This window comes from Sphingobacterium sp. MAE (assembly GCF_056711605.1).
Window position 1 is genome coordinate 242,358 of record NZ_CM160044.1, and the last position, 23,203, is coordinate 265,560.

21 protein-coding genes are annotated in these 23,203 nt (G+C 37.2%); 16 read left to right on the forward strand and 5 right to left on the reverse strand.

Annotated features, from left to right (window positions below; all coding sequences use genetic code 11):
* Window position 1: 1 nt before the first annotated feature.
* Complete coding sequence (locus AC06G9_RS01015) at window positions 2-568, forward strand: 5-formyltetrahydrofolate cyclo-ligase (RefSeq protein ID WP_293928532.1); 567 nt, start codon at window positions 2-4, stop codon at window positions 566-568.
* Window positions 569-680: 112 nt separating this feature from the next.
* Here the strand turns inward: AC06G9_RS01015 and AC06G9_RS01020 are convergent, their stop codons facing one another.
* Window positions 681-1,973, reverse strand: a complete 1,293-nt coding sequence (locus AC06G9_RS01020; RefSeq protein WP_045752616.1) for an HAD-IB family phosphatase — start codon at window positions 1,971-1,973, stop codon at window positions 681-683.
* Window positions 1,974-2,001: 28 nt separating this feature from the next.
* Entirely contained in the window at window positions 2,002-2,973 is a 972-nt protein-coding gene (locus tag AC06G9_RS01025) for an NAD-dependent epimerase/dehydratase family protein (protein ID WP_248754987.1), read from the reverse strand.
* Window positions 2,974-3,081: 108 nt separating this feature from the next.
* Here AC06G9_RS01025 and AC06G9_RS01030 point away from each other — a divergent pair, with 108 nt between their 5' ends.
* Entirely contained in the window at window positions 3,082-4,266 is a 1,185-nt protein-coding gene (locus tag AC06G9_RS01030) for a formimidoylglutamase (RefSeq protein WP_346569277.1), read from the forward strand.
* Window positions 4,267-4,313: 47 nt separating this feature from the next.
* Entirely contained in the window at window positions 4,314-5,648 is a 1,335-nt protein-coding gene (locus AC06G9_RS01035; RefSeq protein WP_346569276.1) for a DNA recombination protein RmuC, read from the forward strand.
* On the opposite strand, the gene AC06G9_RS01040 is transcribed toward AC06G9_RS01035, so the two are convergent.
* On the reverse strand, window positions 5,645-6,745 hold the full coding sequence (locus tag AC06G9_RS01040; protein WP_045752612.1) for a DUF4407 domain-containing protein: 1,101 nt from the start codon (window positions 6,743-6,745) through the stop codon (window positions 5,645-5,647). The two genes, AC06G9_RS01035 and AC06G9_RS01040, sit on opposite strands and share 4 nt — an antisense overlap.
* 175 nt (window positions 6,746-6,920) lie before the next feature.
* Here AC06G9_RS01040 and AC06G9_RS01045 point away from each other — a divergent pair, with 175 nt between their 5' ends.
* The 5 genes from AC06G9_RS01045 (at window position 6,921) to AC06G9_RS01065 (ending at window position 13,301) form a co-directional block, all read left to right on the forward strand.
* Complete coding sequence (locus AC06G9_RS01045) at window positions 6,921-9,032, forward strand: M3 family metallopeptidase (protein ID WP_346569274.1); 2,112 nt, start codon at window positions 6,921-6,923, stop codon at window positions 9,030-9,032.
* Between the two features lie 251 nt (window positions 9,033-9,283).
* Window positions 9,284-9,508, forward strand: coding sequence for a hypothetical protein (locus AC06G9_RS01050; RefSeq protein WP_248754983.1), 225 nt, complete (start codon window positions 9,284-9,286; stop codon window positions 9,506-9,508).
* 381 nt (window positions 9,509-9,889) lie between these two features.
* A complete protein-coding gene (gene dnaG / locus AC06G9_RS01055; protein WP_346569273.1) occupies window positions 9,890-11,884 on the forward strand; it encodes a DNA primase in 1,995 nt (664 codons plus the stop codon).
* A 3-nt stretch (window positions 11,885-11,887) separates the two neighbouring features.
* On the forward strand, window positions 11,888-12,250 hold the full coding sequence (locus tag AC06G9_RS01060; protein WP_045754464.1) for a YraN family protein: 363 nt from the start codon (window positions 11,888-11,890) through the stop codon (window positions 12,248-12,250).
* Between the two features lie 13 nt (window positions 12,251-12,263).
* The gene (locus AC06G9_RS01065) at window positions 12,264-13,301 is read left to right on the forward strand and encodes a glutaminyl-peptide cyclotransferase (RefSeq protein WP_480957391.1); all 1,038 of its coding nucleotides are present in this window, start codon (window positions 12,264-12,266) and stop codon (window positions 13,299-13,301) included.
* A 691-nt stretch (window positions 13,302-13,992) separates the two neighbouring features.
* Here the strand turns inward: AC06G9_RS01065 and def are convergent.
* Entirely contained in the window at window positions 13,993-15,219 is a 1,227-nt protein-coding gene (gene def / locus AC06G9_RS01070; protein WP_248754981.1) for a peptide deformylase, read from the reverse strand.
* Between the two features lie 110 nt (window positions 15,220-15,329).
* Here def and ruvX point away from each other — a divergent pair, with 110 nt between their 5' ends.
* The 3 genes from ruvX (at window position 15,330) to AC06G9_RS01085 (ending at window position 16,921) form a co-directional block, all read left to right on the forward strand.
* Entirely contained in the window at window positions 15,330-15,743 is a 414-nt protein-coding gene (gene ruvX / locus AC06G9_RS01075) for a Holliday junction resolvase RuvX (protein ID WP_045754465.1), read from the forward strand.
* Between the two features lies 1 nt (window position 15,744).
* A complete protein-coding gene (gene ybeY, locus AC06G9_RS01080; protein WP_108159243.1) occupies window positions 15,745-16,179 on the forward strand; it encodes an rRNA maturation RNase YbeY in 435 nt (144 codons plus the stop codon).
* A 64-nt stretch (window positions 16,180-16,243) separates the two neighbouring features.
* The gene (locus AC06G9_RS01085) at window positions 16,244-16,921 is read left to right on the forward strand and encodes a DUF2490 domain-containing protein (RefSeq protein WP_248754980.1); all 678 of its coding nucleotides are present in this window, start codon (window positions 16,244-16,246) and stop codon (window positions 16,919-16,921) included.
* Window positions 16,922-16,980: 59 nt separating this feature from the next.
* Here the strand turns inward: AC06G9_RS01085 and AC06G9_RS01090 are convergent, their stop codons facing one another.
* Window positions 16,981-17,400, reverse strand: coding sequence for a nucleoside-diphosphate kinase (locus AC06G9_RS01090; protein WP_045754467.1), 420 nt, complete (start codon window positions 17,398-17,400; stop codon window positions 16,981-16,983).
* 148 nt (window positions 17,401-17,548) lie between these two features.
* Between AC06G9_RS01090 and AC06G9_RS01095 the strand changes: the two genes are divergently transcribed.
* From AC06G9_RS01095 to galK, 5 genes are all read left to right on the forward strand, one after another.
* Complete coding sequence (locus AC06G9_RS01095) at window positions 17,549-18,397, forward strand: 4-hydroxy-3-methylbut-2-enyl diphosphate reductase (RefSeq protein ID WP_045754468.1); 849 nt, start codon at window positions 17,549-17,551, stop codon at window positions 18,395-18,397.
* A 92-nt stretch (window positions 18,398-18,489) separates the two neighbouring features.
* Window positions 18,490-19,518 carry a ferrochelatase gene (hemH, locus tag AC06G9_RS01100; protein ID WP_480957392.1) on the forward strand — a complete coding sequence of 343 codons (1,029 nt, stop codon included), beginning with the start codon at window positions 18,490-18,492 and terminating at the stop codon, window positions 19,516-19,518.
* A 19-nt stretch (window positions 19,519-19,537) separates the two neighbouring features.
* Window positions 19,538-20,812 carry a metallophosphoesterase gene (locus AC06G9_RS01105; RefSeq protein ID WP_411028116.1) on the forward strand — a complete coding sequence of 425 codons (1,275 nt, stop codon included), beginning with the start codon at window positions 19,538-19,540 and terminating at the stop codon, window positions 20,810-20,812.
* Window positions 20,813-20,997: 185 nt separating this feature from the next.
* On the forward strand, window positions 20,998-22,047 hold the full coding sequence (locus AC06G9_RS01110; protein WP_480957393.1) for a UDP-glucose--hexose-1-phosphate uridylyltransferase: 1,050 nt from the start codon (window positions 20,998-21,000) through the stop codon (window positions 22,045-22,047).
* A gap of 3 nt (window positions 22,048-22,050) precedes the next feature.
* The gene (gene galK / locus AC06G9_RS01115; protein WP_480957394.1) at window positions 22,051-23,202 is read left to right on the forward strand and encodes a galactokinase; all 1,152 of its coding nucleotides are present in this window, start codon (window positions 22,051-22,053) and stop codon (window positions 23,200-23,202) included.
* The last annotated feature ends 1 nt before the right edge of the window (window position 23,203 follow it).

Below are 23,203 nucleotides of genomic sequence, written 5' to 3' on the forward strand. Positions count from 1 at the left end.
TATGACTAAGACTGAACTGAGAGCATATTATAAGCATTTGAGAACACAGCTTCCTCCAGACAAGGAGTTAGAGCTAAATCTATGTTTACTCCAGCAATTAAAAAGTCTGGAATGGAATAAAGTGAAATTTTGTCATGTCTTTTTACCCATATTGAAATTTCACGAACCCAATACCTTCTTATTGATCGATTATCTGAAAGAAACTCATCCCCACATACAGATTGTCATATCCAAATCGGACATGCGATCAAATAGCATGACCCATTATCGCTATAACGACGCCGTATTAGAACCTAATAAGTGGGGGATACCAGAGCCTGTTGACGGTGTTCATATAGATGAAAAAAACATTGATCTTGTGTTAGTTCCATTATTGATTTCAGATCAATTTGGTCATCGGGTAGGCTATGGAAAGGGATATTATGACCGATTTTTGGCTCTATGTAAGCCAGATGTCCAAAAGGTTGGTCTATCTTTTTTTGAACCGATAGCAGGGATCGAAGATGTGGATATACATGATATCCCACTGGATATTTGCGTGACACCAACAGCAGTATATCGTTATTAAAAAAAGGTCTTTCCTATGACAGAAAGACCCCTTTGGTAGATCATGATAAAGAAGATGATGAAAAGAGCTATCCGGTTGATCGTCGGTAACCGCCTTAAAACCTCTTACTTTTTTAATATAAAATCCTAAATTTAATGGTATTCTGAACCTTTTTAAGTTGCTTAATTAAATCCCGGTCATACTCGCCTTTGATATCCGTAACCGCATAACCGATGTCCGACTTAGTCATTAAAAACTGAGAAATGATGTTGATATCATTTTGTGCATATACCTGATTGATCTGAGCCATGATACCCGGAACATTCTTATGAATATGAAGTAATCTAGTGACATCTTTTACTTTAGGGAGCAGCAAATTCGGAAAGTTACGGCTCATATAGGTATCCCCATTATTAATAAAATCGGCCATCCTTCTAGGGATATATTCCGCATTTCTCTTTTTGCCCTTTTTATCGTCAAAAACAACAATACCTTTTGCATTGCACACCTCTTTATTAAGATGATTTTTAGCATCGCCCAAGACACCAATTGTCTTCAACTTATCTGCGCGAGACAACTGCTCCTCCGATACAGAGATATCTTTCCCCAGCAGGAGCATCCCGACGTCTTTTGTATATTTTTCTTCAAACGTATCTTTGGTACGAATAGAGAAACCATCCCGTTTTAAAATATGGGCTGCTATCTCAGGAACATCGCCAACGATCAGACATAAAATACGATTTTTGGGATAAGAGATTGCACGGGGCAGATTGTTGACATATAGAAATTCATCAAAACTTGGTGTGATAAAATCAGCCCTTTCAGTAACTGTTTTTCGGGAAATATTTTCAGTAAATGCAAAGAATTTCTGGATAAGACCAGATTCTTTTAATTGAAAATCAGAATATCCATCCCCAATACCGTAGATGGTTCCATCTATTTTAAGTTCTTGCAGCAACTTTACTTTACCACCCTCATCCGATAGTGGATTAGACTCATCAAATCCGATGATATTATCATGCTCATCAAAGCGGAAAGTATTGGCATAAATATTTTCTATTTTGATATTGTAAGGAACCACTACAGGAGTAATAAATTCTTTAAATCCACCAGATACAATCCAGGCAGTATCCGCATTTTTTTTGAAGAACTCTCTGTTTCTAGAAAAAGAAGTAGAGACCTTCTTTTTAAGATGTATGATCAGTTTGTCCAAGTGACTTCTATTTGCCTGAAGCAATTTAACACGTCCAGAAAGAGCCTCACGAAAAGAAAGTTTTCCTTCCATAGCCAGATTTGTATATCGCTCAATTTCCAGATATATCTGTTCGCGATCTGGGTGGTGTTCAAGTGAAATCTTGGCCAATTCATCCAAAGCCTCTACCTGCGTAAAGGTGCTGTCAAAATCAATGATGTAATAATTTTTCACGGTTTAGTTTGTTTAGGGTTTAGATTGTTTATTGTTGACTATAACGTGTCGCGATTTCTTTTAAAGTTATATCCAAAGGCTTGTATGTAAAAGGCAATACCTGCTGCAATTTAGCCGCAGAATAAGCTAGCTTTTCACTCGAAGCCCTTGCGCTGTCTTTAGTCAGCGTCGATTTTTCATTTTTTATAGACGCTACCAGTGTTGCAAGAGTAGCCGCAATAGTAAGTACAACTGGAGGTACCGCTATTTTAGGAGGTGTTTTTCCCATAAGCACACTTGCCCTATCCAGTAATGCCTTATTGCTTAAGTTCACATTGTTAATCACAAATCGTTCACCCGAAAGATTCTTATCAGCCATTAAATGACGCATAATAGTCGCTACATCCTCGACATCCACTACCCCGACAGTACCTGTCGGATAATATTTTAGCCCTTTATTTATCAGCGAAAAGATAGCCCCAGACCCCTTACTTCCGGACGCCGCTCCTAATATGACAGACGGATTGACGATAACAGCATCCAGCCCCTCTGCTATCCCTCTCCACACCTGCATCTCACCTTCATATTTAGAAATAGCATAATTGGACATCGTAGGTTCATATTCCCAATAATCCTTCTCATCGACAGGTGCCTGATTTTTGCTTGATCCCAATGCCGCGACCGAACTTACGTGAACTAATCTGGCGCCATGTTCCAAACATAGATTAACAATATGAGCAGTACCTTCAATATTCACCTTTTTCATATAAGCAGCATCCTGCTTTTGATACGATACTACAGCCGCGCAATGGTACACCTCTGTAATATTTGGAAAAGCTTCTTCCAAATCAAAATAGTTACATATGTCGGCATCGATCCATTGGATTAAAGACGAAGATAATAGCTGTTGTGGAATGCTAGAGGTTGAGCGTTTAGTCGCTATTACGTCAATTCCCAAATCGATCAATTGCTTGATCAATGTCGCCCCTAAGAATCCGGTTCCTCCTGTTATTAATATCACATGATAAAGATAACGTTAAAAATAATGTTTTCAAAAGTAAGTTAATAAATGGATATTTGTCTAAGGCAAGGTTTTAACTTTTGATTACCATCAATACAAATTCATCATATGTCATTATCCGTTTTTTTTACACCCATTGTTGCTCAAGAGCTCTTTCCAGAAGAAGGCTTCTTTCGTTCGCAGCTCGGTCATGTTTTGCGTTTTTATGAAGATCAATTTCCGACGTGGGATAAAGATGATAAACCGCAATTGGCCATTATCGGTGTAGAGGAAGATCGTGCATCAGTAAATAACCAAGGATGTGCAAAGTCTCCAGACGCAATCCGCAAACACCTCTATCAGCTTTATCAAGGAGATTATGCGATTCATGCGGTAGACTTGGGTAATATAAAAGCGGGGGCTACGTTGACAGATACCTATGCCGCATTGCGAGCTGTGGTAGAGGAATTGTTGAGCGAAAATATTTTGCCAATTATTATTGGAGGTGGTCAAGACCTGACCTATGCACAATATTTAGGATATCAACAGCTGGGACAAAAAGTTGAAGTTGCAGTGGTGGATGCCCGATTTGATCTCAACCAGGAAAGTAGTGAACATGTAGCCTTAGATTCGAGATCGTATCTAAACCACATTATTCTTCATGAGCCCGATTATCTGTTCAACTTGAGTAATATCGCTTTCCAGACTTATCTAGTCAGCAAAGAGTCGCTCAATATGTATGATAAGTTATTTTTCAATGCAACACGCGTTGGAGCCATTGCAGGTCGGATGGATCAGTCCGAACCGTTGATACGCGCCGCTGATGTGGTTAGTTTTGATATTGGAGCTATTCGCGCATCCGAAGCATGTGGCAATGCCAATGCGATGCCCAATGGCCTATTTGGAGATGAAGCTTGTCAAATCGCGCGCTATGCAGGCATGTCAGACAAATGTTCGTCGATCGGGTTTTATGAATTCAATCCCTCATATGATCCGATGCAACAAACAGCGATGTTAGTGTCACAAATGATCTGGTGTTTTATAGATGGCTTTTATAACCGTAAACAAGATACACCCTTATTGCCAAAGTCATCTTATATCATTTATAGGACGACCCTAGAAAATGAAGACCATGAATTGGTATTTGTAAAAAGTAAAAAATCAGATCGATGGTGGATGCAAGTTCCTTATTTTGGATCCCGATCTGTAAACGAACGCTATCATCTCGTGCCATGTCGTTATGAAGATTACCAAATGGCTGTCACAGGTGAAATGCCCGATCTTTGGTGGCGAACCCATCAAAAACTACAATAGTCTCAATGGTCTGAAAAGGACCATTTTTTATTTATTTAAGCGAATTTATGGAAACAGTATATATTATAATCGTTATCATTTTATTAGTTGTTCTAATTGTAATTTCCTTGAAAAAGAAGGATTCACAGCAAGATGATAGCCAGTGGAGACAGGAGAAGGAATCAATGGCCATAGAGCTGGCAAAAGCCCAGCAACGCGAACAGAGCTTATTGCAAGAGCGGGCGATGTTGCGCGATGAATTGGAAAAAGAGCGTGAGCATGTTTTAATTGCTGAACGATCTTTGGAAAGCACACGTTCATTCTATGAAGCGCAACAAGATAAATTTCAAGAGCAGAAAGTTGAAATCGCAGCTATTAAGAGTCAGTTTAATGCCGAGTTTCAGGTCATAGCAAATAAGATTTTAGAAGAAAAAACGCTTCGCTTTACAGAAACCAACTCCAAGTCGATAGGATTGATCTTGGATCCGTTGAAGGAAAAAATCAAACTTTTTGAAGAGAAAGTAGATAAGACCTATTCGCAGGAAGCCGCAGAAAGAAATTCTTTGAAAGGTGTTGTCCAGCAATTGATGGAGCAAAGTCTACGGATCAAAGATGAAGCAACCAATTTGACACGCGCGCTAAAAGGAGACGCGAAGAAACAGGGGAATTGGGGAGAGGTCATATTAGAGCGCGTGTTAGAACGTTCAGGATTAGTAAAAGATCGTGAGTTTAGACTGCAGGCATCCATTACCGATATGGACGGAAGACGTCTGCAACCCGATGCCATTATTGATCTACCTGAAAATAAACATTTGATTGTCGATTCAAAAGTTTCTCTAGTAGCCTATGAGCGATGGGTAAATGCCGAAGATGATATCGAACGTGCTGCTTTTGCAAGACAACATATATTATCAGTAGAAAATCATGTTAAAGATCTGTCGGCAAAAAATTATCATGAACTATATGGTATTGAATCTCCAGACTTCGTATTACTTTTTATGCCTATAGAATCAGCATTGAGTATGTCGGTATCTGAAAAACCAGATCTTTTTAGTGATGCTTGGGACAGGAAAGTCGTGATCGTCAGTCCCTCGACGCTGTTGGCAACTTTACGCACGATTGCTAGTATCTGGAAGCAAGAGCGTCAGACTCGTAATGTGATTGAAATCGCTAAAGAAGCAGGAGCACTATACGATAAATTTCACGGTTTCCTTACCGACATGGATCAAGTACAACTTCAATTGCAACGCGCTCTCAAAAGTCATGAAGATGCCTCTAAAAAATTATCTTTTGGTGCCGGAAATGTGATCAGACGAGTGGAGAATTTGAAAAAGTTAGGAGCCAAAGCAAATAAGCAAATCGATTCCAAATATTTAGACGAAGAAATAGAAGAAGAGGATTAAACCTCCTCTTCTATGCCTTCATTCATTTTTTTAAGCCTTTTATTGATCGAAATATCAATAGCAGCATCTTTCAAATGATCGATCGCTGCTTTCTCCGTATCGATGGAAGCATCTGCTTCATATTCATCAATAATACGTTGATTGCGGATCGCTCGATCATAAGCATCTCTTCCTGAAAGAAGCTTCACAAATACGGGTAAACATTCTAAGAAAATAAAAAGTAACCCGATAAAGTTCACCGCGTTTTCTGTCGCCTGGTCTACCTTGCCATTTGCCTTTATTTTAAGATTACCTAGCGCCGAGTTTCGGTCAGCAAAACCTGCTAAATTAACAGCACTGTCCAAACTGGCATTTGAAAGTCCCTTCTGGTTCAAAATTCCTTCTACTTTTTGTTTATCCCGGATAACACTTTCTTTGACGCTAACTTTACTCCTTAAGCTATCTAGATATACGCTCGATCTTTCGAGTTCCAGTTCTTTACGCTTAGCATAAGGACCGTATCCGACCACACCCGAAGTTTCCGTGGTTTTATTTCCAAAAATTTCATAGTTGAGTTTTTGACGATCAGCTTTAATATTTGCATCTAAGGAATCCCTTTCAGTCGTCAATGCTTTCAATTGATTCAGTTCAAACGCATATTTTTTATTAAAAATGATATTCAAACTATCCGTTTTCGCACGTTCATTGGCGATGTAAGTTGTTTTTAGATTTTCTCTAATTTCCTTATCAAAGATCTTCAGCTCCAGTGGTCTTGAGATCACGATACCGATTAATATAGCTAAAAGAATACGAGGAAAAGCCTGTAAGAATTGAAATCCTCCAGTCTTTGATTTATTGATACTCAGAACAATATAGCGGTCCATATTGAAAATCATCAATCCCCAGATAATTCCAAAAACAATGGCTAATAACCAATCCAGATAAGTTCCGCTGAAAACAAAATACATGGCATATCCACCCGACATTGCAGCAAATAGACCCGTAAAGAAAATGGTAGCACCTATCGCGACATACTTATTGTGTTCTTGCGGATATTTTTTTAAGGTCTCTTCATGTACACCTGCACAGTACAAGAAAAAATGATTGATACGATTCATTAAAGAAGATTTATTGGTAAAGGGACAATAAAAATAAATAATTGTTTCATTACTTTTCTGGTTATTACAATATTGTGATAAATATACAATTCTTATTTTGATCTTTTTAAAAAGTATTACTTAATCAAATATTTGTAACTTTGCCCAAATTATTGCGAGAATAAAAAAATAAATAATGAAGAAAAAACGACTTTTGCCATTTTTTTTAATTTTGGCAACAGCCTTTGTTGGTTGCGAACAAAAGAAACAAATGACAGACAATCCGCTATTATTGACCTATGATACTCCATTTAATGTTCCTCCATTTGATAAAATTAAAGACGAACATTTCAAACCAGCTTTTGAAGAAGCACTTAAGGTTCATAATTTAGAAATCGATACAATTATTAATAATACTGAAGAGCCATCTTTTAACAATACCATTTTGGCGTTAGAAAATGCGGGTAAACTGTTGACAAATGTATCTTCGGTTTTTTCTAATTTAAACTCAGCCAATAGTAACGATAGCCTGAAGGCAATTGCTAAAGAGCTAGCTCCTGTATTGTCTGCGCATCAGGATGAAATCTCCTTAAATGCTAAATTATTTGATAGAGTCAAGGCTGTCTGGTCTAAAAAAGCAACTTTAGGATTAGATGTTGAAGACAATAAATTGTTGGAAGAAACCTATAAATCATTTGTCCGTTCAGGCGCAAATTTGAAAGATGCGGATAAAGAAAAATTGAAAAAAATCAATTCAGAATTATCCTCATTAACCGTACAGTTTGGACAAAATTTGATGACCGAATCAAAAGCTTTCGAATTGGTTGTGGATAGTGCTTCACAATTGGAAGGTTTACCAGAGGCTTTGAAATCTGCTGCTGCCGACGAGGCTAAAATAAAAGGTAAAGAAGGAAAATGGGTTTTTACACTACAAAACCCTTCTATCATGCCATTCTTGCAATATGCTAAAAATAGAGAATTAAGAAAACAGATCTGGGAAGCATACCAAACACAAGGCAATCATGATGACGCCACCGATAATAAGGAGATCTTGCGCAAGATGGCGAACCTGAGATTATCCAAAGCAAAATTATTAGGTTATCCATCTCATGCAGCATTCGTGTTAGAAGAATCGATGGCTCAAAATCCAGCTAATGTATATGCCTTGTTAAATAAATTGTGGGCACCGGCGCTCAATAAAGCAAAAGGTGAAGCCGCAGATATCGATAAGGAAATAAAAGAAGAAGGCGGAAATTTTGAAGTTGCACCATATGATTGGAGATACTATACCGAGATTATTCGTCAGAAAAGATTCGCTTTAAACGAAGAGGAGATCAAACCTTACTTTAGTTTACCTACTGTGAGAGAAGGAGCATTTGCTGTAGCAAACAAACTATATGGTTTGACATTCGTTGCTCTTAATAATGTTCCTGTTTATCAAAAGGATGTGGAAGTCTACGAAGTAAAAGACAAAGATGGATCACATCTAGGTCTTTTATATGCTGATTTTTTTCCTCGTGAATCTAAAAGAAGCGGTGCCTGGATGACATCATTCCGTAGCCAGAGTAAAACTGAAGGTAAACGCAATGCTCCTGTAATCTCGATCGTTTGTAATTTTACAAAACCTGTAGGTGATGAACCGGCATTATTAACTTTTGACGAAGCAACTACCTTATTCCACGAGTTTGGACATGCCTTACATGGATTATTATCAAATGTAAAATACAAAAGCTTAGCAGGTACTTCCGTGTCAAGAGATTTTGTAGAGTTGCCTTCTCAGGTGATGGAAAATTGGGCAGCAGATCCACAGGTATTAAAAGAGTATGCAAAGCATTATAAAACAAAAGAAGCAATTCCAGATTCTCTAATTGCGAAAATGGAAAAAGCGGGAACTTTTGATCAAGGGTTTGCAACAGTGGAATATTTAGCGGCTTCCTTATTGGATATGAACTACCATGCTGCGACTTCGCCAATAACGGGTAATATCAATGATTTTGAAAAAGGAGCCATGAAGAAGATTGGTTTAATCGATGCCATTATACCAAGATATAGAAGCACTTATTTCCAGCATATTTTTGCAGGAGGTTATTCAGCGGGTTACTATGCTTATATCTGGTCTGAGGTATTGGACTCCGATGCTTTTGCGGCCTTTAAAGAAAAATCACTGTATGATCAGCCAACTGCAGATTCATTCCGTCGTAATATTTTAGAAAAGGGCGGGACAGGAGATGCAGCACAAATGTATAAAACATTTAGAGGTGCTGATCCCGATCCAAAATACTTATTAATAAAAAGAGGATTGAATTAACATTCAATTAAAAACAAAAAAAAGGAGCAAAAATATTTTGCTCCTTTTTTTGTTTTTATTCGTCAGATTCAGAATTTATTTTTACATTTGATTGTTATTTATAATTAGTCTAAATATATATAGAGATTATCATGTTTTAATATTAAGCGAATCATATGTGTCAGTCAGTTGTTCTTAGCCATAAAGGCAAATCCCATATCAGTTATTGCACGAAGTGTAAGACATTTTATATTTGGCAAGACTCTTTCCTCTTGAGTTTAGGATATTTACAGTTTGAGTCTTTTGTCGCAGCCACCATGAGAAGCAATGTAAAAGGTAATTACTTTAGTTTTCCTGACGGTGATATGCGGGTTTTGATTGATACTCCATGTCCAGAGATTGTTTTTGTATTTAACGAAAATGAATGGAATGACTTTGCGGATGCGTTATCTGAATCCACATATATGAGCGAAATTTATCAGATGATGTCTCAATAAAGATAAAAAGTCCTGTAATCCTTTTCCATTTTCTTCTTCTATTCTTTAAAAGGTGTTACAGGCACCAATAAAGTTCCATGATTTGCTGACTGCATGGTCTAGCATAGGGTTGGGACTCTCATTCATCCAATAGTTAACATCTTGGATGGAATAAAAAAAGGGAGAATGATTAATTCTCCTTTTTTTTTATTTAAATGACCGTTACTGTAAAAGTATTCCAACTTGAAGACAGGATATCTCAGGACATTTCTTAATACATGATGCATATCGGCAGTTGATATCTTTAAATTTCTGTTGGTGGCTAAGTCTGACGGCAGATGAAGTTCATGTTGTAATTGCTTATATATTTATTAAATTTACTGTTTATAAAAGGATACGAAATTGATCAAACAAGAGATAATAGATAAAGTGCTGGATGCTGCTCGTATAGAGGAGGTTGTAGGAGATTTTGTAGACTTGAAGAAGCGTGGTACATCCCTTATTGGTAACTGCCCTTTTCATCATGAGAAAACACCTTCTTTCCATGTATCTGTATCTAAAGGAATTTATAAGTGCTTTGGCTGTGGTGTGGGGGGAGATGCGCTAAAGTTTGTGATGGAACTGGAAAAATTCTCTTATCCCGAAGGCATCAAATATCTTGCTAACAAGTACAGCATTGAAGTTGAAGAAGTCGAGCGTTCACCGGCACAATTGGCTGCTCAGGATAAAAGAGAGAGCCTGTACGTATTGAGTGGTTGGGCCAGTAAGTTTTTTAAGGACCAAATGTGGACCACGGAAATGGGACAGGTCATTGGACTTCATTACTTCAAGGAACGTGGATACCGCGAGGATATTATCAAAAAATTTGAATTGGGATATTCCCCCGATAATTGGACGGCATTTGTAGATGCAGCCATGAAGGCCGGTTTTCATCCCGATTACCTCAAAGAGATCGGATTGGCGATCGAGCGCGACGACAAGAGTCTGTATGATCGATTTCGCGGTCGTGTCATGTTCCCGATTCATAATTTAACAGGAAGAGTAATTGGATTTGGTGGCAGGACGTTAAAAACCGACAAAAAGGTTCCTAAATATGTCAATTCTCCGGAAAGCGATATCTACCATAAATCTGATGTGCTATATGGGCTCAACTTTGCCAAAAAAGCCATCATGGAGGAGGATAATTGCTATTTGGTAGAAGGCTATGCCGATGTTATATCTACGCATCAAGCTGGAGTTGAAAATGTAGTGTCATCATCAGGAACATCTTTGACAACAGCCCAAATTCGGCTTATTGCGCGTTTTACTAAAAATGTAACCATATTATATGACGGTGATGAAGCAGGGATAAAAGCATCACTGCGCGGTACCGATATGTTGCTGGAAGAAGGCTTAAATGTTAAGATTTTGCTTTTCCCTGACGGGAATGACCCCGATTCGTATGTGAAGAATTTCGGATCTTCTGCATTTAAAGCATACATAAAAGAAAATCAGCAAGATTTTATCTTTTTTAAAACAAGAATTTTACTTCGTGATAGCAATAATGATCCCATTAAAAGGGCAGAGGTCATCCGAGATGTGGTAGAAAGTATTGCCCTGATTCCTGACGAAATAAAGGTCTCAGTTTTTATACGGGAGTGTAGTAACCTGTTGGATATCGAAGAGCGCATCTTGCTTTCTGAATTGAATAAGATCCGAATTTCCAAATCTAAAAAAGCGGATAAAGATTTCAGCAAGAAGACTCCTGCATCTATGGGCGTAGGTGCTCCTCCGATGGACGGTCCACCGGCTGATTTTTTCATGACAGAAGAAGAAAGAGGTGGTGCGGCAGCCCTCGCGATTGAGACGCCCACACAGCAGATTACCTCGGAGATTCTTCAAGAGCGTGAAATAATACGTATTCTCATCAATTACGGGGATTATCTAGCGACGTGGGAAGGCGATGGTGATATTCCGGTGGCAGGTGTATTATTGAGTAATATTAGTGATGTCAACTTTGAAGATAAAGCGGCAGCTTACATCTTAAATGTTTACCGAGAAGCGGTCGAAAAGTTTGAAATACCAGAAGCAAAGCAGTTTTATTCCAATCCCGATGCGGCAGTTGCTGAACTTGCTATTAATTGCGTGGCATCAAAATACAATTTAAGCGAGAACTGGAACGATGATAAACGTAAAATCTACGTCACCCAAGAGTATGAGCATCTAAAAACACTTGTCGTAACTGCGATCTATCGGATCAAAAAACGTAAAATTTCACGGGAGATGGTCAAGATTCGCGAAGAACTCAAATTGGAGAAAGATGATGCCAATGTGGAAGTGCTGATATTTAAATACCAAAAACTCAAGGAAGCAGAGAAGATGTTAGGGGGACTGCTTGGAAATATTGTCGTCAAGTAACCTATGGCAAAGCATCTTGATTTTGGAAAATTGGGAGAGTCATATGCAGAAAAATTCCTGCAGGATCTAGGTTGTGAAATTTTGTTAAGAAATTGGCGGTGTAAGAATTTAGAAGTAGATTTGATTGTCCAGGATTCGGATACGTTAGTTTTTGTAGAAGTAAAGACACGCAGTAAAATCGAATATGGAGAACCATTTGAATTTGTAGATTGGAATAAGAAGCGTAAACTGACAAGAGCCGCTGATTATTATTTGAAGAAATATAACGTGAATGGTGAGATTCGATTTGATATTATTTCGATTCTAATCACAGATAAAGAAAATATACAATTAGAACATATCAAAGATGCGTTCTGGAATGAATAAAAGGTTATTTTATATGAAAAAAACACCATATATACTTTTAGGTTTAATCCTAAGCTTAAGTGCTTGTAAAACGAAGAAGTCCGGTAAATTAGAGTTTGCCCAGCCCGATGCAAGCAAATCCATCCAACAAGGCGATCCGATTCAATTTCAACTTAAATTTTCATCATCTGATCTGGATTCGGTTGTCTATTACATAGACAATCAAGTTGTTGCTTCTGGCAAAGATACAGCAGCAGTGCAGGTAGATAGTAAGCATCTGGCTCTAGGTACTCGCAGTATTTCTGCAAAAGTTTATCAGGGCACACAGATTGATAGTGCTAGTGCCTATATCAGCATCGTGCCTCCAGCTCCTAAAGAATATAGTTTTGAAGTTGTGAATAAATTTCCACATGACACCACAGCCTTTACACAAGGTTTACAATACGAAAATGGATTTTTATATGAATCCACTGGTAGTGGAGGTGGTACAAAAACTTCGATTAGACGCGTTGATCTGAAAACGGGTAAAGTACTGCAGCGAAAAGATTTTGATTCCGAAAAATATTTCGGAGAGGGGATGACTATTGTTGGAGATAAAATCGTGATGTTGACCTGGAGAAATATGGAAGGTTTCGTTCTTAATAAATCAACCTTTGAATTGGAGAAAACTTTTCCTTATACCAATAGTAAAGAAGGCTGGGGAATTACTTATGATGGAAAGCGATTGATCAAGTCAGACGGTACCAATAAGCTTTATTTTTTAGATGTTAATACGCAACAAGAACTAAGTTCTATTGATGTATATGATGAAAATGGTCAAGTAAATGCGTTAAATGAGCTGGAGTATATTGATGGTAAAGTATATGCCAATGTATATGAAAAGGATATTATCGAGATTATAAACCCAGAAACGGGTGTTGTAGAAGGCCGAATCAACTTAGTTGGGATCTATCAACATGCGCAGTATGATAATGAGCTGAACGGTATTGCTTATGATCATGTCGGAAAGCGTTTATTTGTGACTGGAAAACTTTGGAATACACTATTTGAAATTAAGATGATTGCGCGTTAAGCAGTCTTTCAGGTTAAACCTAAAGGCAACCTGTTTCAATCAGGTGCTTGAAAGCACCATCACTATAAAAAAGAGAGCATAAAATCTAATTTTATGCTCTTTTTTTATGCCTTGATATTTGCCCTTGTTTGACGACTGAACCACACTTTCATAAGTATAGGGTATTTGATAGTAGACTAGTTAATACCAGCTTTTATTATCCTAAAGATATAAGACAGAAATTATACAGTTATCATAGAGGTTTTCTATTGCTTTACCTATAGAAACCCTATAGCAACCCTGTATTAAGGCTCTATGATAACTCAAGAAAATAACAAGCAGATGTTAATCATTTATTCCGTTGTTCTTCATGTTATTCCAACATGAATAAGGCTTCAATCGAGCTGTTTTTACATCATTTTTAAACTGTTTTTTGGAGACAGGGATTTAGAGATGAGCTACTTTTTCTAGCCATGCTTTAGAAGCGTCAATCTATCCATAGATGAGGTGCGAATTCTAAGCTATGGATAGATTTTTTTGGATAAGATTTCCTTTTTTTATTAATTCTTGATGGAGGAAAAATCGGTAATTGTATACCAGCAATGAGTCTTAAAGAAAAAAAACTCAAACGAATAAATTTATTTTACATAGCTGGCAATCTCAAAAGATTATTAAAAGTTTTGAGAATAGACTCAGATACGGTCTTTTATAATTATGGACGTATCGTGTTTGGCTTTATATAAAACTCCATTTTATCACTTAAAGGTTCGAATTCTTCTTTTTCAGCTTGTTCAATACGATCAGGGTATAAGATGCCATATAGGTGATCGACTTCGTGCTGAAAAATAACAGCGGTAAACCCTTCAATATTTTCTTCTATTATTTTGCCATCTTTATTGATGTGCTGTAATCGAATGGTGTAGCTTCTTAATACTTCCTCTCTGCGATCAGGTATGGATAAGCAGCCTTCTACTCCTTTTCTGGTAAATTTTGATCTCCAGATAATTTTAGGGTTGATATAACTTTCAAATGGTTCACCTTCTTTATCAAATCTTTGTACTACGATCAAGTTTTTATTGATTCCTACTTGAGGAGCAGCAATGCCAACGCCTGCATGCGCCGGATCTTGAACGGTAATCAACATTCTTTTTTCTAAAATTGGTATCGATGGATCGTTGTATTTCAGGTCAGAAGACGTTGTGGTCAATATGCTTAGATCTTTTTGATCTGTAATTTGTAATACTCTTAATTGATCAGTTTGTGAACCCTGATTGATGATCGCCAAATCTTCTTGACTAAAATTTTGTCCTGCCTGGATATCTACAGGTCTTTCGTTTTTTTGTTTATGAAATGCTTTTTCTCCAGCCATGATCTTGGTCTCTAAAATGTTTTCTTGTGGTGGTACAGGGCAACGATAACCGTTACTATATGCGCAATAGGGATTGTATGCGGCATTAAAATCAATTGTTGCTTTACCTCCTATAATATCTGTTGTTGCTAAATCAATATAACGTCCACCACTATAGCTTTCTTGACCATTTGTTAAATCTAAAAATGGAAGGAAAAGATGGTTTTTGTACTGAGGATTTTGAAATAGTGCAGCACTTTGATAAACGGTCAATTGATAGGGCTTATTATTCAAGGTGAAATTTAAGATAGCATATCGTTTATAAGGATTGCTGGTACCATCATATGTGGGCATCTTGAAGGTTTCTTCGCCCAATAATAATGTGACATCTGCAGTAACGCGATAAGCTTTGTCAACTGGAAAATAATCTAAAAACTGGACTTGATCTGCTGGCAGTGGGCCAAATTTTGATTTGGATAAGCTTATTGCTTTCTCTTGTCGATCTTGAACAATACGTGTTTGATAATCTTGTGCATTTGCTTTGATACTTGAAGTAATTAAGAAAAGCCCAATGAATAGGGTATATTTCATTCCATTTGATTTAAAGTCTAGCAAATTTATAGATTTTTTTAATTAATCAGGAATGTATTTACTGCAAGAGAAGTTGTATTTTTGTCAAATTATTCAAAACGAGCGTCAGTATGAGATTAATGGCTTTTGATTATGGGACAAAACGTATCGGTATAGCGGTAACAGATCCCATGCAGATAATTGCAACAGCATTGACTACGGTGCATCCGGACGAAGTTTGGAAATTTTTAGAAGATTATCTTCGCATCGAGGGCATAGAAACATTTGTTGTTGGCAAGCCGCTTCAAATGGATGGGACGGATTCCGAATCTGCGATCCATGTTTTAGGTTTTGTACGTCGGCTAAAGAAAACTTATCCTACGATTGAGATCGTTGAGGTGGATGAGCGATTTACTTCAAAAATGGCTTCGGCAGTGATTGCTCAAAGCGGCAAGAAAAAAAATAAAAGACAAGAAAAAGGTATGGTAGATACGATTTCAGCAACCCTTATCTTGCAAACATATATGGAAACTAAAGCATTTTAATATGGCATTAAAAGACATTCTGTTCTTTACAGAAGATATTGATTTTAAATTAAAAGAAAAGGCTAAAATCCGTCAATGGATAATGGATACGATCAAAGCTGAGGGATTTAAACGCGTAGGTGAATTAAGCTTTATTTTATGCTCCGATGCTTACCTTTTAGAAATCAATAAGCAATATCTGAATCATGATACTTTTACTGATGTCGTTACTTTCGATTCCTCAGAGGATGAAGATGTCATCGCTGGGGATATATTTATCAGTGTAGAACGGATTGCTGAAAATGCCGATAAATTCAAAGTAGATAGTAGGGATGAATTGCATCGGGTGATTATGCACGGCGTGTTACATTTATGCGGGTACTATGATAAAAAACCTGAGGACAAAACGCTCATGACTTCCAAAGAAAATGAATATCTAGCGAAAAGGGATTTTTAAAAACAATAGGATATTGTTACATGAAAATATTCATTATTCTAATCCATATTTTTATTTTAGAATAATGAATATCTACTTAACTTCCATCTTATTATTTCTTATTAGCTTCTTCTGTACTACGGCTTATAGTCAACAAGCACCACAAGGTTGGTTTATTTATTTTGGAAATACTAAAATCAATAAATCAAAATTTTCAATTCATCATGAATTGCAGTTACGGGACCATCAAGTTTTTGGAGATCATAATCAAACTTTATTCAGGCTGGGGCTTCAATACGAAGTATTACCTTGGTTGAGCATCACAAATGGTTATGGTTATATTCATTCGGAATCAAGAGGCGAACCCAATAATCCGTTTCGAGAAAATAGAATCTATCAAGAGGCCTTGGCTAAACAAACTGCTGGAAGGTTCATGTTGAGACATCGACTCAGGTTGGAGGAAAGATTTATTGAAGACCAGGATTTTCGTGGCAGAGGAAGGTATGTCTTTTTTGCTGACTTACCTTTAACAACGCTGAAAATGCAAGAAAATACGATTTACGCTTCCTTTTATAATGAAGTTTTTATCAATCTTTTTCAGGATGACCATATAAAAACATTTGATAGGAATCGCTTGTATGTTGGTGCTGGTTATAAAATAAGAAATAATTTAGGTATGCAGTTAGGCTATATGAGACAGCATGTGGGATCCTCCAAAGGGACGAATCATATTTTATTATCGTTGCATCATCAGATCAACTAGGTTCATAAAAAAAGGCTTTCAACATGATATTGAAAGCCTTTTTTATGAATAGTGCTGGACTAAAATCTTTCAAATTGTGAAAAGAAGAAAGCACCTTCGATCTGTGCATTCTCATCTGAATCAGATCCATGAACTGCATTTGCATCGATAGATTTTGCATATTTGTTACGGATTGTACCTTCTGCAGCATCAGCTGGGTTAGTAGCACCGATCAATGTACGGAAGTCTTCAACAGCATTGTCTTTCTCTAAGATTGCAGCAACGATAGGACCAGAAGTCATAAAGTTTACTAATTCTCCATAGAAAGGACGCTCTTTGTGTACTGCATAAAATGCACCAGCTGTTTCTGTAGACAATTGAATATATTTCATTGCTACGATTTTGAAACCACCTGCAATAATATCATTCAAAATTGCGCCGATATGACCATTTGCAACTGCATCTGGTTTGATCATCGTAAAAGTTCTGTTAGTTGCCATTAATGTTATTTTTTTTGCAAAAGTAATGATTTTCACCAATAACTGAAAGATTAGCGTGTTATATTATTATTATGGATCAATTCTTGTTGATTTTCTTTGGTAAAAGTATTTTCTTGGAGTATCAGGAAATGCGTAACTTTGTATTATTATGGCATTAAATCTAACAGTTGATATTGATAAAGATTCGGGATTTTGTTTTGGTGTTGTCTACGCGATAGATATGGCCGAGGAAATTCTGGAGGAAGATGGTTATTTATACTGTCTGGGTGATATTGTCCATAATGACGAGGAGGTTGCCCGACTTAAGGCGAAGGGATTACGCATCATTGGCCATGATGTATTGCCGACCTTACAGCACGAGAAAGTACTTATTCGCGCACATGGGGAGGCTCCTGAGACATATAAGATCGCATTGGAAAATAACATAACCCTCATCGATGCATCTTGTCCTGTAGTGCTCAAATTGCAAAATAGAATTAAAACTTCTTTTGATCAGGAAGAGAAGATTTTGATTTTTGGAAAGCATGGCCATGCCGAAGTAGTTGGGCTGCAAGGACAGACGAACAATGAAGCTTTGGTTTTTCAAGATATTGCCGAATTGGACGATGCAGACTTGCCCGCTTCCTTTACACTTTATAGCCAGACCACCAAGAGTGTTGATAAATTTTACCAGATCAAAGATGAATTGATCAAGAGAGGGTATGAAGTGAAAGCCAATGATACCATTTGTCGTCAAGTATCTAATCGGTATGAGGATCTGGTACATTTCGCTAAAAAATACGATAAGATTATTTTTGTCTCGGGCAAAAAATCGTCCAATGGTAAAGTGCTTTTTGAAGTATGTCTTAAAGAAAATTCCAATACTTATTTTGTTTCGGAAGTAGGAGAAATTGACATTCAAGTATTTCAAGAAAATGATCGTGTGGGTATATGTGGGGCCACATCTACACCGATGTGGCTGATGCAAGAAGTCAAATCTTTTTTGGAAGCAGTATAACCTTGTAAATCCTTGTAAATCTCAAGTCATAAATATTTCATTTTGTCCTAGATAGCCCTATCTACCATGTAATTTGCTTACTTTTGTTTCTAATGAGTAAGAAAGCTACCAAAGGAATTTTATTAGTTCAGCTGGGGACTCCAGATAGTCCTGCAACATCAGATGTTAGAAAATATTTAACGGAATTTTTAATGGATGGAAGAGTTATTGATATTCCTTATATCAATAGGACTCTTTTAGTCAAAGGAATTATCGCTCCGACGCGTGCGCCAAAGTCAGCCAAGATATACAAAACGATCTGGGATGAGCAAACCGGTTCTCCGTTGATGCATTACAGTGTCATCCAACGTGATTTATTGCAAGAATCATTGGGGGATGAATATCATGTTGAGCTCGCGATGCGTTATCAGAATCCTTCTATTGAAAATGCGTTGAAAAACTTGGAGGGTATGATGTTAGATTCTATACGTGTTATTCCCTTGTTTCCACAATATGCTTCGGCAACTAGTGGGTCGGTTATCGACCGTGTGATGGAATTGATCCGTAAATGGAATTATTTGCCAAGTATGAGTTTTGTCAGCAGCTATTGTCAAGAGCCATTGATGATTGAGACCTTCGCGGATCACGCTAGGCAGCATGATATTGCTCGTTTTGATCACATAGTCTTCAGTTATCATGGGCTTCCTGTGCGTCAATTGGGTAAAGTAGATCCGACTAAGCAGTTAGTTTGTCCGGAAGATGGTTGTGATTCTTGTAAAAATACGGTCAATTCTTTTTGCTATTTGTCACAATGTCATGCTACTACACGTGCGATCGCTCAGGAACTGGGTTTGCAAAAGGATCAATATAGCATCTGTTTTCAATCCAGATTAGGGAAAGAACCTTGGATTCAGCCTTATACATCTACATTATTAGAGAATTTAGCGGAGCAGGGCAAGAAAAAGCTTTTAGTGTTTAGTCCAGCGTTTGTTGCGGATTGTATCGAAACGATTGACGAGATTGGCGTGGAATATGCTAATGAATTTAAACATTTAGGAGGCGAGGAGGTTCAACTTGTTGAAAGTCTAAACGGTGACCCTAAATGGATTGCAGCATTAAAGCTTATCGCTTTGGATGCTTAATATAAATTCATAAACAATGATGTTAATAATTAATGTATTTGTACTTCTAATATTAGATTTTTATATCTTTTTTGCATTGAAGGCTACTAAAATCAAATTTGCAAAAACTAAAACTTTTGCAATACTTTGGTGGAGCTATTCAATTCTATTGTCTTTGGGAGTTATAATATCCTTTAAGTTTAATATACCGTTGACGGTAAGATCGATCTTTTTAGTTGCATTTTTTCTGACAGCAGCCTCTAAGTTTTTCTTTTTCTTTGTACTTATTTTAGATGACATAAGAAGAGGGGGATTGTGGTTGACGAGATTGGTTACTCCCAAAAAAACGGTTAAACAGGCGGTTAATGTATTGGAAATGCCAATAGCAGAAGAGCCTGTGAAAGGGATAACACGTTCGGATTTTTTAACAAAAGCAGGAATTCTTGTTGGTGCTTCACCATTAGTACCTTTAAGCTGGGGAATTATTTCTGGAGCTTATGATTATCGGGTTCGTCGTCAAAAATTATACTTACCAAATTTACCGGCAGCATTTCATGGTATGACGATCGGTCAAATTTCAGATGTGCATTCGGGTTCATTTTACAATAGAAAAGCCGTTAATGGCGGAGTTGATTTATTATTGAATGAAAAACCGGATACTATTTTCTTTACCGGTGATTTGGTCAATAATGTTGCTTCGGAGATGCGGGATTATCAGGATATTTTCTCACGCGTAAAGGCTGATCTAGGTGTATTTTCTACTTTAGGAAATCATGATTATGGCGATTACTATTTTGGGAAAGAAGATTCAGCCGCTAAGAGAAAGAATCTTCAAGATTTGATACAGACCCATAAAGTAATGGGTTGGGATCTTTTGAATGATGAAAATCGGATCTTAAAAGTTAATCATGAGGAATTAGCGATTATCGGCGTTCAGAATTGGGGTACGGGAAGATTTCCTAAGCATGGAGATTTGAAAAAAGCCTTATTAGGGACTGAAGAGCAAGCAGTTAAATTACTTCTTTCCCATGATCCTTCACATTGGCGTGCTCAGGTACTCGATACTGATGTAGATGTTATGTTTGCTGGACATACGCACGGTATGCAGTTTGGTGTCCGTTTTAAAAATGTACAATGGAGCCCAGCTAAATATGTATATAAAGAGTGGGCGGGGTTGTATAAAGAGAAAGAAAATAAACAACTTTATGTGAATGTGGGCTATGGGTTTTTAGGATATCCGGGCCGTGTCGGTATCTTGCCTGAAATCACTATTTTTGAACTCGTTAAAGGAAATGATCCTAAAGGTCTTGTATAAATAGAATTGTTTATTGGTATTCTACGAGCAATAAACGAGTATGATTATTTGACTTCATATGCGACAATCCTATTCAGTATAAAAAAATAAGCACTCCATCGAGTGCTTATTTTTTTATATTCCCATTCTGTTTAACAGCGTAATTACTATCTTTAAGGATTAAATTATGAAAAAGAAATAAGACCATGCAGCAAACATTCGAAATTAATTCGGATCCCCATACTCGGTTGAATATACTGACCGGTGAACGCGTTCTCGTATCTCCACATCGAAGTAAAAGACCTTGGCAAGGACAAGTTGAAGATGACAATCAAGAGCAAAGACCAGCATATGATTCAAAGTGCTATTTGTGCCCAACAAACGAAAGGGCAGATGGCGATGTTAATCCCGATTATAAGGAAAGTTTTGTTTTTGTAAACGACTTTTCGGCTCTTTTAAAGGATACACCTACGGCAGATATCAATGAAGAAGAACTTTTTATTGCTGAATCTGAAAAAGGTATTTGTAAGGTTATTGCCTTTTCACCGCGGCATGATCTGACGCTTCCTGAAATGTCGGTACCTGCGATTAAAGCTGTTGTAGATGTTTGGCAAGCGGAATTTGTTAATTTGGCAAAATATGATTGGATAAAATATATTCAAATATTTGAAAATAAAGGTTCCATAATGGGCTGTAGTAATCCGCATCCGCATGGTCAGATATGGTCGCAAAATCATGTTCCCGTGGAGCTTCAGAAAGAGTCTAAAAATCAAAAAAAATATTTTGATCAGCATGGTAAAACGATGTTAAGTGCGTATGTGGAGGCTGAATTAAAAAAGCAAGAACGTATTATTGAAGAGAATGACTCTTTTGTAGTGTTGGTTCCTTTTTGGGCTTCTTGGCCATATGAAACAATGATTGTGAGTAAAAGAGCGATACAGAATATCGTCGCTTTTTCGGAAAAGGAAAAAGAAGATCTGGCGGCAATTTTGAAGTTGTTGACTACCCGTTATGATAATCTTTTTAACACATCTTTTCCGTATTCGGCGGGTATGCACCAAGCGCCGGTAAATAGTGGTGACTTTCCAGAATGGCACTGGCATATGCATTTTTACCCACCCTTATTACGATCAGCTACTGTTAAAAAATTTATGGTAGGCTACGAAATGCTTGCAAATCCGCAACGTGATATTACTCCTGAATTTGCTGCTCAACAACTAAGAAACTGTTCTACGACCCATTATAAAAACGTATAAAAAATGATCACAAAAGAATCCATACAAAATAAATTTAAATCTATTTTTCAAGAAGAACCTATTATTGTACGCTCCCCGGGCAGAATTAATATTATTGGTGAACATACCGATTATAATGATGGTTTTGTATTGCCGGCAGCTATTGATAAAGCTGTTTATATTGCTGTTGCGAAAAGGAACGATGATTTGATTTCTTTGTATGCTGAAGATTATAAGGCTACATATGAAGTTGAATTAAATCGCATTGCTCCTTCAGATTTACAATGGCCAAATTATATTCTGGGAGTGGTGGATCAAATCCAGAAGAGGGGGCTGAACGTTGGGGGATTTAATCTTTATATTGATGGTGATGTACCTTTGGGAGCAGGATTATCTTCTTCTGCAGCTGTTGAGTGTGCGACAACATTGGCCCTAAGTGAACTTTTTGAATTGCATATAGAACGTTTGGAAATACCTAAGATCGGTCAATTGGCGGAGCATACTTATGCTGGTGTTAAATGTGGTATCATGGATCAATTTGCTTCTACTTTTGGGAAGAAAGACCATGTTCTGAAACTAGATTGTCGTTCTTTAGCGTATGAATATGTTCCTCTAATTTTAGATGGGTATACCATTATTTTGTTGAATACAAATGTGAAGCACGCATTGGGTGATACCGCTTATAATAAACGTGTGGAGCAATGTAAAAGAGCAATTGATTGGATTAAGGAAAAATACCCAGATGTTGTCAATATGCGTGATGTTTCAGTGGCCATGTTGGATGAAATGGTCAAAGGTAAAGATGCCGAGGTCTATACAAAAACAAGATTTGTGGTCGAAGAAAGTGAGCGTGTACATGAGGCTTGTGAACATTTGAAGGCTGGAAATCTGATCGCATTGGGTCAAAATTTATTAGCCTCACACCATGGATTGAGTCAAGAATATGAAGTCAGTTGTGATGAATCAGATTATCTGGTAGATTTTACTAAACAATTTGCTGAGGTATTAGGAGCTCGACAAATGGGAGGTGGTTTTGGTGGATGTACGATTAATATTGTTAAAGATGATTTTGTTGCGCAATTTATTGCTCAAGTATCGCCGCAATATTTCTCAAAATTTGGTAAAGAATTGACTGTTATTCAGGTGAAGACAGATGATGGTACATCGGTTTTGTAAA